The organism is Pseudomonas sp. NFR02 (assembly GCF_900119375.1).
GTDB lineage: Bacteria > Pseudomonadota > Gammaproteobacteria > Pseudomonadales > Pseudomonadaceae > Aquipseudomonas > Aquipseudomonas paracarnis.
Map to the genome: position 1 here is coordinate 802,274 of NZ_FPJJ01000001.1, position 15,445 is coordinate 817,718.

Below are 15,445 nucleotides of genomic sequence, written 5' to 3' on the forward strand. Positions count from 1 at the left end.
TTACTGCATCAATCTAAGCGATCAAACGCCCAGCACCGCGTGCTGCACCAGGGTGAGCAACGGTTGTGGGTACACGCCCAGGAAGAACGCGAGCAGGGCGATAGCCAGCAGCATGACGCCACCCGCCTTCTGTTCCCAATGCAGCTCGGCATCTACACGGCGCAGGTTTGGCTCGATCAGGTACAGGGTGACCATCACGCGCAGGTAGTAGAACACGCCGATGGCGCTACCCAGTACCAGCGAGGCAACCAGCCACCATTCGTGGGCTTCGACACCGGTCGCGACGATGTAGAACTTGCCGATAAAGCCCGCCGTCAGCGGAATACCGGCCAACGACAGCATCATCACGGTGAGCACGGCGGTCAGGTACGGACGGCGCCAGAACAGGCCGCGGTATTCGTACAGGGCGTCGGCGTCACGGCCTTTGTACGGCGACGACATCAAGGTGATGACGCCGAACGCACCCAGGCTGGTGATCACGTAGGTGACCAGGTACACGCCAATGGCTTCCACGGCCAGGCCTTTGCTCGCCACCAGGGCGATCAGCAGGTAGCCGAAGTGGGCGATGGACGAATAACCCAGCAGACGCTTGAGGTTGTTCTGGGTCAGCGCCAGCAGGTTACCGAACAGGATCGACGCAATGGCGATCACCGTCAGCACGTTGCTCAGCACGCCGGTGTTGGCGGCAGGGGAGATCTGGAACAGACGCACCATCACTGCAAACACGGCCACTTTCGACGCGGTCGCCAGGAACGCGGCCACCGGCGCCGGGGCGCCTTCGTACACGTCTGGGGTCCACAGGTGGAATGGCACCAGCGACAGCTTGAACGCCAGGCCGATCAGCATCATCGCCAGGCCCAGCTGGGCAATCGGCGCCGGGCTGTTGGTAGCGGCCAGGGCGTGGCCGATACCGGTGAAGCTCAGGCTGCCGGCTTCGGCGTAGAGCAGGGCCATACCGAACAACAGGAACGCGGAACCGGCTGCCGACAGCACCATGTACTTGATGCCGGCTTCCAGGGAGCGTTTGTTGAAGAAGGCGTAGGCCACCAGGCCGTAGGTCGGGATCGACAGCAGTTCCAGGCCGATGAACAGGCCCGCCAGGTGCTGCGCGCTGACCAGCACGATACCGCCGGCCGCAGCCAGCAGGATCAGCAGGTACAGCTCTTCGCGGTTGCCCGGGTAGCCGGTGCCGCCTTCGCCGAGGTAGGCGTGGGCGAGGGTGACGCAGGCCAGGGTCGCCACCAGGATCAGGGCGATGTACAGCAGCGCGAAGTCATCGACCATCATCAATGGCGTGACTGCCAGTGGCGCGACCTTGAGGGCCGGGATGATCGACAGCAGGGCCAGGTTCAACCCGGCGCAGGACAGCAGGAACGTTTGCGAGTGATTGCGGCGCCAGGCGATTGCCAGCATCACCACCACGATGGTGAGGCTGGTAATCAGCAGCGGCGCAAGCGCGATAAAGTGTTGGATCGTGAATTCCATAGCGCTCTTACCGGGCCGAAGCGAGTTGGGAGAAGGCGGTGCCGAACCACTGCTGCACGCCATGCATCGTTGCGGCAGAAGTGTCCAGGAACGGTTGCGGGTACACGCCGATGAAGATCAGCAGTACCGCAAGGCCGAGCACCATGATCAGTTCGCGCGCGTCCATGCCTTGCAGGACGGTGTCGGACTTGGCCGGGCCGAAGTAGGCGCGGTGGATCATGATCAGCGAGTAGACCGAACCGAACACCAGGCCGGAGGTAGCAATGGCACTGATCCACGGCGTTTGCACAAAGGCACCCATCAGGATCAGGAACTCGCCGATGAAGTTACCGGTACCCGGCAAGCCCAGGGATGCGGCGGCGAAGAACAGGCTGATCGCCGGCAGGTATGCGATGCGCGACCACACGCCACCCATCTCACGCATGTCACGGGTGTGCAGGCGTTCGTACAGCTGGCCACTGAGGATAAAGAGGGCAGCGGCCGAAACACCGTGGGCCAACATCTGGATCACTGCGCCTTGCAACGCCAGCTGGCTGCCGGAGTAGATGCCGATCAGTACGAAACCCATGTGGGAAACGGACGAGAAGGCAATCAGACGCTTGATGTCGGTTTGGGCGAAGGCCAGGAACGCACCGTAGAAGATCCCGATCAGACCCAGGGTCATGGCAATCGGCGCGAACTCGGCCGAGGCATTCGGGAACAGCGGCAGGGCGAAACGCAGCAGGCCGTAGGCAGCGGTCTTCAACAGGATACCGGCCAGGTCCACGGAACCGGCAGTCGGCGCCTGGGCGTGGGCGTCAGGCAACCAGGAGTGGAACGGCACCACCGGCAGCTTCACCGCGAAGGCGATGAAGAAGCCCAGCATCAGCACGTACTCGGTGGTCAGCGACATCTTGGTTTTCAACAGGTCGGCGTAGTTGAAGGTAATCACGCCGGTGTTGTTGAAGTTGACCAGGACCAGACCCAGGATCGCCACCAACATGATCAGGCCGGAAGCCTGGGTGAAGATGAAGAACTTGGTCGCTGCGTAGATCCGGGTTTTCTTGCCGTCCGAAGAACTGTGACCCCAGAGCGCGATGAGGAAGTACATCGGCACCAGCATCATTTCCCAGAAGAAGAAGAACATGAACAGGTCCAGCGCCAGGAACACGCCGACAACGCCGCCCAGGATCCACATCAGGTTCAGGTGGAAGAAGCCCACGTGACGCTGGATCTCTTTCCAGGAGCAGAGTACCGAGAGGATACCCAGCAGGCCGGTCAGCAGGATCATCAACAGCGACAGGCCGTCGAGGGCCAGGTGCACATTGATGCCGAAGCGCTGGATCCACACGTGCTTGAATTCAAGCGCGAAGGTGGGATCGACACCCGGTGCCGGAGCGAATGAATAGTCACCGTGGGCCCACAGCCAGAGGCCGAGCGCGAGTTCCAGGGACATGGTCAGCAACGCAATCCAGCGGGGGAGGGTGGCGCCGAAGCGTTCACCCATCCAGCAGAGCAGGCCGCCGATAAAGGGGATCAGGATTAGCCAGGGCAGAATCATGACGGGCTCGTTTCCTTTCGCAAGTTTGCAAAGTACGCAGTGCACTTAAACATAGTCAGACCGCTACCACGACGATGGCGCCGATCACCAGCACGGCACCGGCCGCCATGGACGCTGCATACCAACGCAATTGGCCGGTCTCGCTGCGGCTCAGGGCGGTGTGACCGGCCTTGGCGGCACGCGGGATCAAACCGATGGTCTGGTCGAGCGGGTCTTTGCGCAGCACGTGGCTGATCGCAAGGTAAGGTTTGACGAACAGTTTGTCGTAGATCCAGTCGAAGCCCCAGGCAGCGAACCACCAGGCCGACAGGAAGCGACCAATGCCACTGTTGGCCACGGCAGTCACGAAGCGACGCTTGCCGAGGAACAGCAGGGCCGCCAGCAGGATACCGGCGATGGCGATGGCGCCCGAGGCGATTTCCAGGCTGTGCTGGGCTTCGCCGCCGGCATGGCCCACGCTTTGTGGCAATACACCGTGCAGTGGCGGGGTGATCATCGCACCGACGAAGGTCGACAGGATGATCAGCACCGACAGTGGCAACCAATGGGAGATGCCGTGGCCTGCGTGCGCTTCGGTCTTGGCTTCACCGTGGAAGGTGATGAAGATCAGGCGGAAGGTGTACAGCGAGGTCATGAACGCACCCACCAGGCCTGCGTACAGCAGGTTCTGGTTACCGCTGGCAAAGGCTTCCCAGAGGATCTCGTCCTTGGAGTAGAAACCGGCGGTCACCAACGGCAGGGCGGCCAGGGCGGCACCACCGACGATGAAGCTGGCGTAGGCCAGTGGCAGTTTCTTCCACAGGCCGCCCATCTTGAAGATGTTCTGCTCGTGGTGGCAGGCGACGATCACCGCACCGGAGGCGAGGAACAGCAACGCCTTGAAGAACGCGTGGGTCATCAGGTGGAAGATCGCCGCGTCCCAGGCGCCAACGCCCAGGGCCAGGAACATGTAGCCGATCTGGCTCATGGTCGAGTAAGCGAGGATACGTTTGATGTCGGTCTGCACCAGCGCGGCGAAGCCGGCCAGTACCAAGGTCACGCCGCCGACGATGCCCACCAGGTGCAGGATGTCCGGCGCCAGGGTGAACAGGCCGTGGGTACGGGCGATCAGGTAGACACCGGCGGTCACCATGGTGGCGGCGTGGATCAGTGCCGACACCGGGGTAGGGCCGGCCATCGCATCCGCCAGCCAGGTTTGCAGTGGCAGTTGCGCAGATTTACCCACGGCGCCGCCCAGCAGCATCAGGGTGGCCAGGGTGATCCAGAAGTCGCCGACCTGGAATTTCTGCGGTGCCAGCACCAGCAGTTCCTGGATGTTCAGCGTGCCCACCTGTTGGAACAGGATGAACAGGCCGATGGCCATGAACACGTCGCCGATGCGGGTGACGATAAACGCCTTGAGTGCTGCGTTACCGTTGTTGCGGTTGCTGTAGTAGAAACCGATCAACAGGTACGAGCACAGGCCCACGCCTTCCCAGCCGAAGTACAGGAACAACAGGTTATCGCCCAGCACCAGGAACAGCATGCTGGCGATAAACAGGTTGGTGTACGAGAAGAAGCGCGAGTAACCCGCTTCACCGCGCATGTACCAGGATGCGAACAGGTGGATCAGGAAGCCCACACCCACCACCACGCCGAGCATGGTGATCGACAGGCCATCGATGTAGAGGGCGAAGTTGGGCTTGAAGCCCTCGACCGCCATCCACTGCCACAGCACCAGGGTGTAGTGACCGCCTTCAGGCGGTGCCACGTTGAATTGCCAGATGACGTAGGCGGCCACGATGGCCGACAGGCCGATGGAGCCCACGCCGATCAGGGCCGAGAGGTTTTCCGACCAGCGCCCGCGAGAGAACGACAGCAGCAGGAAACCGATCAGGGGGAATACGAAAGTCAGAAAGATCATGTTCATCCGCGCATCTCACTGGCAGCGTCGATATCAAGCGTGTGGAAGCGACGATACAGCTGCAGCAGGATCGCCAAGCCAATACTGGCTTCGGCGGCTGCCAGACTGATCACCAGGATGAACATCACTTGCCCATCCGGCTGGCCCCAACGTGCGCCTGCCACAATGAACGCCAGTGCCGCGGCGTTCATCATGATTTCCAGGCTCATCAACACGAACAGAATGTTACGGCGAACCATCAGGCCGACCAGGCCAAGGCAGAACAGGATGCCGGCGACCGCCAGACCATGCTCCAAAGGGATAGCAGGCATCGTCATTGCTCCTTGGCTTCGTTGCGGCCCAAGTGGAAGGCAGTGATGGCTGCGGCGAGCAGCAGCATCGAAGCCAGTTCGACCACCAGCAGGTACGGGCCGAACAGGCTGATGCCCACGGCTTTCGCGTCTACGGTGGTGTGGCCGATGGCCTGGCCGCTCTGGTGAGCGAACAGCACATACAGCAGTTCACCCAGCAGCAGCGCTGCGAGGACAACCGGGCCGAGCCAGATGCCGGGCTTGAGCCAGACGCGCTCCTGGGCGACCGAAGCCGGCCCCAGGTTGAGCATCATCACCACAAACACGAACAGCACCATGATGGCGCCGGCGTAGGCGATCACTTCCAGCACACCGGCGAACGGTGCGCCGAGGCTGAAAAAGGTCATGGCCACGGCGATCAGTGAAATGATCAGGTAGAGCAGGGCGTGCACGGGGTTAGTGTTGGTGATCACGCGAAGCGTGGACACCACTGCAATACCCGATGCGAAATAGAAAGCGAATTCCATCTTTCTTCCTTAAGGCAGCAAGCTCTTCACGTTGATCGGCTCGGCTTCGTTTTGTGCGGCGCCTTTTGGCTTACCGGCAACGGCCATACCTGCAACACGATAGAAGTTGTAATCAGGGTTTTTACCGGTACCTGCGATCAAAAGATCTTCTTTCTCGTACACCAGGTCCTGACGTTTGAACTCGGCCATCTCGAAATCCGGGGTGAGCTGGATCGCGGTGGTCGGGCAAGCTTCCTCGCAGAGGCCGCAGAAAATGCAGCGCGAGAAGTTGATGCGGAAGAAGTCCGGGTACCAGCGACCGTCTTCGGTTTCAGCTTTTTGCAGGGAGATGCAACCCACCGGGCACGCCACGGCGCACAGGTTGCAGGCTACGCAACGCTCTTCGCCGTCGGGGTCGCGGGTCAGTACGATGCGGCCGCGATAGCGCGGCGGCAGGTACACCGCTTCTTCGGGGTATTGCAGGGTGTCGCGTTTGCGAAAGCCGTGACCGAACACCATCACCAGGCTTCGCAACTGGGTACCGGTACCCTTAACGATGTCGCCAATATATTTGAACATGGGTCAAATCCTCACTGAACCGCGGCAGCTGGCGTGTTCAACAACACGACGGCAGCCGTCACCAGCAAATTGATCAGGGTCAGCGGCAGGCAGAATCTCCAGCTGAAATCCATCACCTGGTCATAACGCGGGCGCGGAATCGAGGCGCGCAGCAGGATGAACAGCATGATGAAGAACGCGGTCTTCAGGAAGAACCAGAAGAAGGCCAACTGCGGCAGGATGCCAAACGGACCGTGCCAGCCGCCGAAGAACAGCGTGACCAGCAGGGCCGAGATCAAGATGATGCCGATGTACTCACCGACGAAGAACATGCCCCACTTCATGCCGGCATATTCAATGTGGTAACCGTCGGCCAGTTCCTGTTCCGCTTCCGGCTGGTCGAACGGGTGACGGTGAGTCACGGCCACGCCAGCGATGAAGAAGGTGCAGAAGCCAAAGAACTGCGGAATGATGAACCACAGGTTCTGCGCCTGGTACTCGACGATGTCGCGCATGTTGAACGAGCCAACCTGCACCACGATGCCCATCAGTGCCAACCCCATGAACACTTCATAGGATACGGTTTGCGCCGAGGCACGCAAGCTGCCCAGCAGGGCGAACTTGTTGTTGCTCGACCAACCGGCGAACAGCACCGCGTATACCGACAAACCGGCCATGGCGAAGAAGAACAGCAAGCCGATGTTCAGGTCCGCCACGCCCCAGGTCGGGGTGATCGGGATGATCGCAAACGCAATCAGCAAGGCGCTCATGGCGACCACCGGTGCCAGGGTGAAGATCACCTTGTCGGCAAACGGCGGGGTCCAGTCTTCCTTGAAGAACATTTTCAGCATGTCGGCAGCGATCTGGAACATGCCGAACGGGCCAACGCGGTTCGGACCGTAACGGTCCTGCCACCAGCCCAGCAGGCGACGTTCGACGAAGCTGAGCAGGGCGCCAGCGACGACCACGGCCAACAGGATCACGATGGCCTTGACCACCGAGATGATCACGTCAATTACTTCCGGCGTGAACCAAGTCATTGCGCTGCCTCCTGCAGACCGTCAACGGTTTTGCCGAAAATGGCAGGCGGAATACCGGCGATGCCTTTAGGCAGTGCAACCAGGCCGGCACCCAGCTCGTCATTGATACGCAGCGGCAGACGCAAGGTCTGGCCGGCGACGTTGAGGCTGAGTAGCGCGCCGTCGTTGACACCCAGGCGGTCGGCTTCGGACTTGGCCACGGACACATAGGCGGCAGGAATGCGCTCTTGAACCGGCGCGGCCTTGGAAGAGGTCTCTTCGCTGCCGAACAGGTGGAAGAACGGCACGACCTGCCAGGTGCCCGGCGCCGGGTTGAACGGACGCGGTACCGCAGCGAACCAGTTCAGCGAGTCACCGCTGCTTTCGATCAGGCGAGTGCCTGGGTCGCCAGCGCGGATATGACCACCGACTTCGTCCTGGAACTTGTTCCAGGCCTGCGGCGAGTTCCAGCCCGGCGACCAGGCAAATGGCACCTGCTGACGCGGTTCGGCCGAACCCGAGTAACCTTCCATGGAGAAGGCAAACGCGGTGTCGTTGTCTTGCGGGGTACGCGGCTCGTGCACGCTGATGTCAGCACGCATGGCGGTGCGGCCGGAGTAGCGCAGCGGCTCACGTGCCAGTTTCAGGCCCTTGATGCGGAACGCGGCGGACGGCGCGGCATCGACGATACGAGCAAGCTGCGGCGCGCTGGCGGCGGTGGCAGCGGTCACGTGGTCGAGCTGGGTCCAGTCGATCGGCTGGTTCAGCAGGGTGGCGCGCAGGGCATGCAGCCAGCGCCAGCCTTCGTGCACCAGGATGCTGGCGTCCATGTACTTCGGATCGAACACCTGGAAGAAGCGCTGGGCGCGGCCTTCCTGGCTGACCAGGGTACCGTCGCCTTCGGCGAAGGTGGCGGCTGGCAGCACCAGGTCGGCACGCTCGCTGGTCGCGGTCTTCTGGTGGTCGGCGACGATCAGCACTTTGGCAGCATCCAGTGCAGCGTCAACCTTGGCGGCAGCGGTGCGGGTGTACAGGTCGTTTTCCAGCACCACGATGGCGTCGGCGTTGCCGTCGATAACCGCTTGCAGCGCCGCGTCCACGGACTCGCCACCGAGCATGGCCAGGCCAAGGCTGTTGGCTTCCGGCACCACCAGGCTGATGGAACCATTCTTGTCGCGCAGCTTCAGGGCCTTGGCGATGTTGGCGGCGGCTTCGATCAGCGCTTTGGAACCCAACGAGGTACCGGCAATGATCAGCGGGCGCTTGGCCGCCAGCAGGGCGTCGGCAATGCGCTGAGCCAACTCGGCAGCTTCAGCGTCCAGGCCTTCAACGGCGGGTGCGCTGGCGTCGAGGGCGTGGGCCACGGCGAAACCGAGGCGCGCCAGGTCGTCCGGCGCGGCGTGTACGCATTCTTCAGCGATGTCGTCGAGCTTGGTTTCAGCCAGGGAAGCGATAAACAGCGGGTTCAGCGCGTGCTGGCCGATGTTCTTCACGGCGGCGTCGAGCCAAGGCTGTACGCGCATGGCGTCGGCCATTTCTTCGGCCTTGCCTTTCACCGATTGACGCAGCGACAGCGCGATGCGTGCAGCGGTCTGGGTCAGGTCTTCACCAAGTACGAAGATCGCATCGTGGTCTTCGATGTCGCGCATGTTCGGTACCGGCAGCGGGCTGTCGTTCAGCACTTGCAGGACCAGGCGGATGCGCTCCAGCTCGTCGGCTTCGATACCGCAGTAGAAGTGTTCGGCACCTACCAGCTCGCGCAACGCGAAGTTGCTTTCGAGGCTGGCGCGTGGCGAACCGATACCCACGATATTGCGCCCGCGCAACAGGTCGGCAGCCTTATCCAGCGCTGCGTCCAGGCTCAGCTTGGCGCCATCGGCCAGCAGGGGCTGGCGTGGGCGGTCTTCGCGGTTGACGTAGCCGTAGCCGAAACGGCCACGGTCGCACAGGAAGTACTGGTTGACCGAACCGTTGAAGCGGTTTTCGATACGACGCAGCTCACCGTAGCGCTCGCCCGGGGAGATGTTGCAACCGCTGGAGCAGCCATGGCAGATGCTCGGCGCAAATTGCATGTCCCACTTACGGTTGTAGCGCTCGGAGTGGGTCTTGTCGGTGAACACACCGGTCGGGCAGACCTCGGTGAGGTTGCCGGAGAACTCGCTCTCCAGCACGCCGTCTTCAACGCGACCGAAGTACACGTTGTCGTGGGCGCCGAACACGCCGAGGTCGGTGCCGCCGGCGTAGTCCTTATAGAAGCGCACGCAGCGGTAGCAGGCGATGCAGCGGTTCATTTCGTGGGAAATGAACGGGCCGAGGTCCTGGTTCTGGTGGGTACGCTTGGTGAAGCGATAACGGCGCTCGTTGTGGCCGGTCATCACCGTCATGTCTTGCAGGTGGCAGTGACCGCCTTCCTCACAGACCGGGCAGTCGTGGGGGTGGTTGGTCATCAGCCATTCGACAACGCTGGCGCGAAACGCCTTGGATTCTTCATCGTCGATGGAGATCCAGGTGTTGTCGGTGGCTGGGGTCATGCAGGACATGACGATACGACCACGGGTGTCGTTCTCGTCGGTGTATTGCTTGACCGCACACTGGCGACAGGCACCGACGCTACCAAGCGCGGGGTGCCAGCAGAAATACGGGATGTCGAGGCCGAGTGACAGACACGCCTGTAACAGGTTGTCCGCCCCATCGACTTCGAGCGCTTTGCCGTCTACGTGGATAGTGGCCATGGTTCAAAGTTCTTCGTTGGCCCGTTGTCAGCGGGCGTGGCTAATGGAATCTTGTTATTCATGTGCATCTACACAGCCTTTACGGCGTCAGCACATGAGCAGGCGAAGGGCACGGACCCTTCGCCTGTTTAAGCGTTACGCGCCGACTACGATCGGCTTCGCCAGAGGCGGGACGGCGGCGCTGGTGGGCGCGATGCCGGCTTCGAACTCCGAGCGGAAGTATTTGATTGCGCTGCCCAATGGCTCCACGGCGCCCGGTGCGTGAGCACAGAAGGTCTTGCCTGGGCCGAGGAAACCGACCAGGCCGAGCAGGGTTTCGATATCACCCTCGCGGCCTTCGCCATTTTCCAGGGCCATCAGCAGCTTCACGCTCCACGGCAGACCGTCGCGGCATGGGGTGCAGAAGCCGCACGATTCACGGGCAAAGAACTGCTCCATGTTGCGCAGCAACGAGACCATGTTCACGGTGTTGTCGACCGCCATCGCCAGGCCGGTACCCATCCGGGTGCCCACCTTGCCGATACCGCCGGCATACATTTGTGCATCCAGGTGCTCGGGCAGCAGGAAACCGGTGCCGGCGCCGCCTGGCTGCCAGGCTTTCAAGGTGTAGCCGTCGCGCATACCGCCGGCGTAGTCCTCGAACAGCTCGCGTGCGGTCACGCCGAATGGCAGTTCCCACAGGCCAGGGTTCTTGACCTTGCCGGAGAAGCCCATGAGCTTGGTGCCCATGTCTTCGCTGCCTTCGCGGGCCAGGGATTTGTACCAGTCCACGCCGTCGGCGATGATCGCCGGCACGTTGCACAGGGTCTCGACGTTGTTCACACACGTCGGCTTGCCCCACACGCCCACGGCGGCGGGGAAGGGCGGCTTGGAACGCGGGTTGGCGCGGCGGCCTTCGAGGGAGTTGATCAGTGCGGTCTCTTCACCGCAGATATAACGCCCGGCGCCGGTGTGCACGAACAGTTCGAAGTCAAAACCGGAACCGAGGATATTCTTGCCCAACAGGCCAGCGGCCTTGGCTTCTGCCACTGCACGGTTGAGGTGCTTGGCGGCGGTGGTGTACTCGCCACGCAGGAAGATATAGCCACGGTAGGTCTTGAGCGCACGGGCACTGATCAACATGCCTTCGATCAGCAGATGGGGCAGTTGCTCCATCAGCATGCGGTCTTTCCAGGTGTTGGGCTCCATTTCATCCGCGTTGCACAGCAGGTAGCGGATGTTGATGGATTCGTCCTTGGGCATCAGGCCCCACTTCACGCCAGTGGGGAAGCCTGCGCCGCCGCGGCCCTTGAGACCGGCGTCTTTCACGGTCTGGACGATATCGTCCTGGGCCATGTCGGCGAAAGCTTTGCGCGCAGCGGCGTAGCCGTTCTTGGCCTGGTATTCGTCGAGCCATACCGGCTCGCCGTCGTCACGCAAGCGCCAGGTCAGCGGGTGGGTCTCGGCCGAACGCTTGATCAGGTTGGCCGGGCCGAAAGAGGTCAGGGTCATGGGTAGCCCTCGAGCAATTGGGTCACGCCAGCAGGCTGTACGTCACCGAATGTGTCGTCGTCGATCATCAACGCCGGCGCCTTGTCGCAGTTGCCCAGGCAGCACACCGGCAGCAGCGTGAAGCGGCCGTCGGCGGTGGTCTGGCCGAGGCCGATGCCCAGCTTGGCCTGGATTTCGCTGACCACGGACTCATGGCCACCGATGTAGCAGACCATGCTGTCGCACACACGAATGATGTGGCGGCCCACCGGTTGGCGGAAGATCTGGCTGTAGAACGTCGCCACGCCTTCAACGTCGCTGGCGGGGATGCCGAGGATCTCGCCGATGGCGTAGAGGGCGCCGTCGGGCACCCAGCCACGTTCCTTCTGGACGATCTTCAGGGCTTCGATCGACGCCGCGCGCGGGTCTTCGTAGTGATGCAGCTCGTGCTCGATGGCCGAGCGCTCGGTTTCACTCAAGGTGAAACGGTCTGTCTGGATAAGCGTGCTGTTCATGCTTAGCGGTCCACGTCGGCCATAACGAAATCGATACTACCCAGGTACGCAATCAAGTCCGCGACCATCTCGCCTTTGATCACCGAAGGGATCTGCTGCAAGTGGGCAAAACTTGGGGTACGAATCCGGGTGCGGTAGCTCATGGTGCCGCCATCGCTCGTCAGGTAATAACTGTTGATACCCTTGGTCGCTTCGATCATCTGGAAGGATTCGTTGGCCGGCATCACCGGGCCCCACGAAACCTGCAGGAAGTGCGTGATCAGGGTTTCGATGTGCTGCAGCGTGCGCTCTTTGGGCGGCGGCGTGGTCAGCGGGTGATCCGCCTTGTACGGGCCGGCCGGCATGTTGCGCATGCACTGCTCGATGATCTTCAGGCTCTGGCGCATTTCTTCGACGCGCACGATGCAACGGTCGTAGGCATCGCCATTGGCCGCCAGCGGTACTTCGAACTCGAAGTTCTCGTAGCCGGAGTACGGGCGTGCTTTACGCAGGTCGAAGTCGCAACCGGTGGAACGCAGGCCGGCACCAGTGACGCCCCATTCCAGGGCCTCTTTAGTGTTGTACTGCGCGACGCCGATGGTGCGGCCCTTGAGGATGCTGTTGTCCAGCGCGGCTTTCTGGTACTCGTCCAGGCGCTTGGGCATCCAGTCGATGAATTCCTTGACCAGGCGTTCCCAGCCGTTCGGCAGGTCGTGGGCCACGCCGCCGATGCGGTACCAGGCCGGGTGCAGACGGAAACCGGTGATGGCTTCGATGACCTTGTAGGCACGCTGACGGTCGGTGAAGGTGAAGAACACCGGCGTCATGGCGCCGACGTCCTGGATATAGGTACCCAGGAACAGCAGGTGGCTGGTGATGCGGAAGAACTCGGCCATCATGATGCGGATGGTGTCGACGCGGTCCGGTACCTTGATACCGGCCAGCTTCTCGACCGAGAGCACGTACGGCAGGTTGTTCATCACGCCGCCGAGGTAGTCGATACGGTCGGTGTACGGGATGAAGCTGTGCCAGGACTGACGCTCGGCCATCTTCTCGGCGCCACGGTGGTGGTAGCCGATGTCCGGGACGCAGTCGACGATTTCTTCGCCGTCCAGTTGCAGGATGATACGGAAGGCACCGTGGGCCGAAGGGTGGTTCGGGCCCAGGTTGAGGAACATGTAGTCCTCGTTGGTGCCGGAGCGCTTCATGCCCCAGTCTTCGGGGCGGAAGCGCGCCGCCTCTTCTTCAAGCTGTTGCTTGGCGAGGTTGAGGCTGTACGGGTCGAATTCGGTGGCGCGGGCAGGGAAGTCCTTGCGCAGCGGGTGACCTTCCCAGGTCGGCGGCATCATGATGCGCGTCAGGTGCGGGTGGCCAGGGAAGTCGATGCCGAACATGTCCCAGACTTCACGCTCGTACCAGCTGGCGTTCGGCCAGATACCGGTCACGGTCGGGATGCTCAGGTCGCTCTCGCTCAGGGCGACCTTGATCATCACGTCGCTGTTACGTTCCAGCGACATCAGGTGGTAGAACACGGTGAAATCGGCGCCGCTCGGCAGGCCCTGGCGCTTGGTGCGCAGACGCTCGTCCACGCCATGCAGGTCATAGAGCATGACGTACGGCTTGGGCAGGTTGCGCAGGAAGGTCAGGACTTCGACGAGCCTGGCACGCGCCACCCACAGCACCGGCATACCGGTGCGTGTGGCCTGGGCGGTGAAGGCGTCAGGGCCGAAACGGTTATTGAGTTCGACAACCACATCCTGGTCGTCTGCCTTATAAGGCGGGATGTACAGAGCACTGCCTGTAGTCATGGTTTTTTATCGCTTTCGGTCAACGTAAAGAATGAAGCCAGGTTTTCGTTCTATAAAAGAAGCGGGCTGGATCAGACTTCGTCGGGGCTGCGCAGGTTGGTGACTGCGATTCGCTGTTCGCGGCGCTGTTCCTTTTGAGACGGCATCTCGGCGCGATAAACGCCTTGATCACCGACCACCCAGGACAGTGGGCGACGCTCCTTGCCAATCGATTCCTGCAACAGCATCAAGCCTTGCAGGAACGCTTCGGGACGGGGCGGGCAGCCAGGCACGTAGACGTCCACGGGCAGGAACTTGTCCACCCCTTGAACGACCGAGTAGATGTCGTACATGCCACCGGAGTTGGCGCACGAACCCATGGAGATAACCCACTTTGGTTCGAGCATTTGCTCATAGAGGCGCTGGATGATCGGCGCCATCTTGATGAAGCAGGTACCGGCGATAACCATGAAATCCGCCTGGCGCGGCGAGGCCCGGATCACTTCGGCGCCAAAGCGCGCGATGTCGTGGGGCGCCGTGAAGGCGGTGGTCATTTCCACGTAGCAGCACGAAAGACCGAAGTTGTACGGCCACAGGGAGTTTTTACGCCCCCAGTTGACCGCGCCACTCAGCACGTCTTCCAGCTTGCCCATGTAGATGTTTTTGTGGACTTGGTCTTCTAACGGGTCGGAGACGGTTTCCCGTTCGCCGATGGGGTACTGCTCGTTAGGAGCATCCGGGTCGATCCTGGTGAGATTGTATTGCATTGCCAAAGCCTCATTGTTTCAGCTTCGCTTGCCGCTTGCGACGAGCTTCCGGAGCCCAGTCAAGGGCGCCCACTCGGAACAGGTAGACAAGACCTGCCAACAGAATTGCTATGAAAACGAGAGCTTCGACGAATCCGGTCCAGCCGCTTTCGCGGACGGACACAGACCATGCAAAGAGAAAGAGGGCTTCGATATCGAAGATCACGAAGAGCATCGCGACCAGATAGAATTTGGCTGAGAGCCGCAAGCGGGCGCCACCTGTAGGTAGCATGCCGGATTCGAACGGTTCGTTTTTGCTGCGGCCCCAGGCTTTTGACCCGAGGAGGCTGGAGACGCCAAGCATGAAGGCGCAGAGGCCTACAACACCGAGAAGGAAAATGGCAAAGCCCCAGTTGTGGGCCATGAGTCCTGTCGCGTCGGTCATGCTGGAAATCCTTAACAGAGAGCAAAGGTCTCTGAGCTCGAAAAAGTAACGATGCAGTGACGATATGTCGCACTGCAATCAATCGCGGTGATTTTATGGCTAAACACCGGGCAAGTAAAATTCCCAGGGCGAAATTATTCGGTGGAATAAGCACATAGTGCACCTTCTTGGGGCTGTAGCCCTTGTGGCGTGGGCATTAGCGGGCTTTTCATCAATTATGTTTTGTTTAAGCGGTAACGAAGTTTTCAGGCGCTAAATGATAATGAATATTGTTTGCGTGGGGTGTAAGCGAGTGTTTCTCATGTGGCGCGGGAAGTTACCGTTACTTGCTTGAGTGTCGCTTAGTTGTCGCAACGGTTCTTTTAACCGATCGGATGTGCGCGGATACCGCTCTGGATCAATGTTTTTAGCAAAAAACTATGGATAGGGGGCGGTCAATGTAGGAGCTGGCTTGCCTGCGATGGCGGCTG

General features: G+C 61.2%; 13 protein-coding genes. All 13 read right to left on the reverse strand.

What is annotated here, in order from left to right:
- Window positions 1-21: 21 nt before the first annotated feature.
- A complete protein-coding gene (gene nuoN / locus BT199_RS03800; protein ID WP_003174731.1) occupies window positions 22-1,485 on the reverse strand; it encodes an NADH-quinone oxidoreductase subunit NuoN in 1,464 nt (487 codons plus the stop codon).
- A 7-nt stretch (window positions 1,486-1,492) separates the two neighbouring features.
- The gene (gene nuoM, locus BT199_RS03805; RefSeq protein WP_014718913.1) at window positions 1,493-3,025 is read right to left on the reverse strand and encodes an NADH-quinone oxidoreductase subunit M; all 1,533 of its coding nucleotides are present in this window, start codon (window positions 3,023-3,025) and stop codon (window positions 1,493-1,495) included.
- A 55-nt stretch (window positions 3,026-3,080) separates the two neighbouring features.
- Window positions 3,081-4,934 carry an NADH-quinone oxidoreductase subunit L gene (gene nuoL, locus BT199_RS03810; protein WP_014718912.1) on the reverse strand — a complete coding sequence of 618 codons (1,854 nt, stop codon included), beginning with the start codon at window positions 4,932-4,934 and terminating at the stop codon, window positions 3,081-3,083.
- Window positions 4,931-5,239 (reverse strand): NADH-quinone oxidoreductase subunit NuoK, encoded by a 309-nt coding sequence (nuoK, locus tag BT199_RS03815; protein WP_003174727.1) that lies wholly within the window; start codon window positions 5,237-5,239, stop codon window positions 4,931-4,933. Before nuoK ends, nuoL begins: the two co-directional genes overlap by 4 nt.
- 2 nt (window positions 5,240-5,241) lie before the next feature.
- On the reverse strand, window positions 5,242-5,745 hold the full coding sequence (gene nuoJ / locus BT199_RS03820) for an NADH-quinone oxidoreductase subunit J (protein WP_003174726.1): 504 nt from the start codon (window positions 5,743-5,745) through the stop codon (window positions 5,242-5,244).
- Between the two features lie 9 nt (window positions 5,746-5,754).
- On the reverse strand, window positions 5,755-6,303 hold the full coding sequence (gene nuoI / locus BT199_RS03825) for an NADH-quinone oxidoreductase subunit NuoI (protein WP_014718911.1): 549 nt from the start codon (window positions 6,301-6,303) through the stop codon (window positions 5,755-5,757).
- Between the two features lie 11 nt (window positions 6,304-6,314).
- Window positions 6,315-7,322 carry an NADH-quinone oxidoreductase subunit NuoH gene (gene nuoH, locus BT199_RS03830; protein ID WP_003174724.1) on the reverse strand — a complete coding sequence of 336 codons (1,008 nt, stop codon included), beginning with the start codon at window positions 7,320-7,322 and terminating at the stop codon, window positions 6,315-6,317.
- Window positions 7,319-10,033 (reverse strand): NADH-quinone oxidoreductase subunit NuoG, encoded by a 2,715-nt coding sequence (nuoG, locus tag BT199_RS03835; RefSeq protein WP_072433926.1) that lies wholly within the window; start codon window positions 10,031-10,033, stop codon window positions 7,319-7,321. Before nuoG ends, nuoH begins: the two co-directional genes overlap by 4 nt.
- 135 nt (window positions 10,034-10,168) lie before the next feature.
- Window positions 10,169-11,524 (reverse strand): NADH-quinone oxidoreductase subunit NuoF, encoded by a 1,356-nt coding sequence (gene nuoF, locus BT199_RS03840; protein ID WP_005789119.1) that lies wholly within the window; start codon window positions 11,522-11,524, stop codon window positions 10,169-10,171.
- On the reverse strand, window positions 11,521-12,018 hold the full coding sequence (nuoE, locus tag BT199_RS03845) for an NADH-quinone oxidoreductase subunit NuoE (RefSeq protein WP_003232080.1): 498 nt from the start codon (window positions 12,016-12,018) through the stop codon (window positions 11,521-11,523). The genes nuoF and nuoE overlap by 4 nt, the downstream gene beginning before the upstream one ends.
- A 2-nt stretch (window positions 12,019-12,020) precedes the next feature.
- Window positions 12,021-13,805 carry an NADH-quinone oxidoreductase subunit C/D gene (gene nuoC, locus BT199_RS03850; protein WP_005789116.1) on the reverse strand — a complete coding sequence of 595 codons (1,785 nt, stop codon included), beginning with the start codon at window positions 13,803-13,805 and terminating at the stop codon, window positions 12,021-12,023.
- A gap of 71 nt (window positions 13,806-13,876) precedes the next feature.
- Complete coding sequence (locus BT199_RS03855) at window positions 13,877-14,551, reverse strand: NuoB/complex I 20 kDa subunit family protein (protein ID WP_003174719.1); 675 nt, start codon at window positions 14,549-14,551, stop codon at window positions 13,877-13,879.
- A 10-nt stretch (window positions 14,552-14,561) separates the two neighbouring features.
- A complete protein-coding gene (locus BT199_RS03860) occupies window positions 14,562-14,975 on the reverse strand; it encodes an NADH-quinone oxidoreductase subunit A (protein WP_003192109.1) in 414 nt (137 codons plus the stop codon).
- Window positions 14,976-15,445 lie beyond the last annotated feature (470 nt).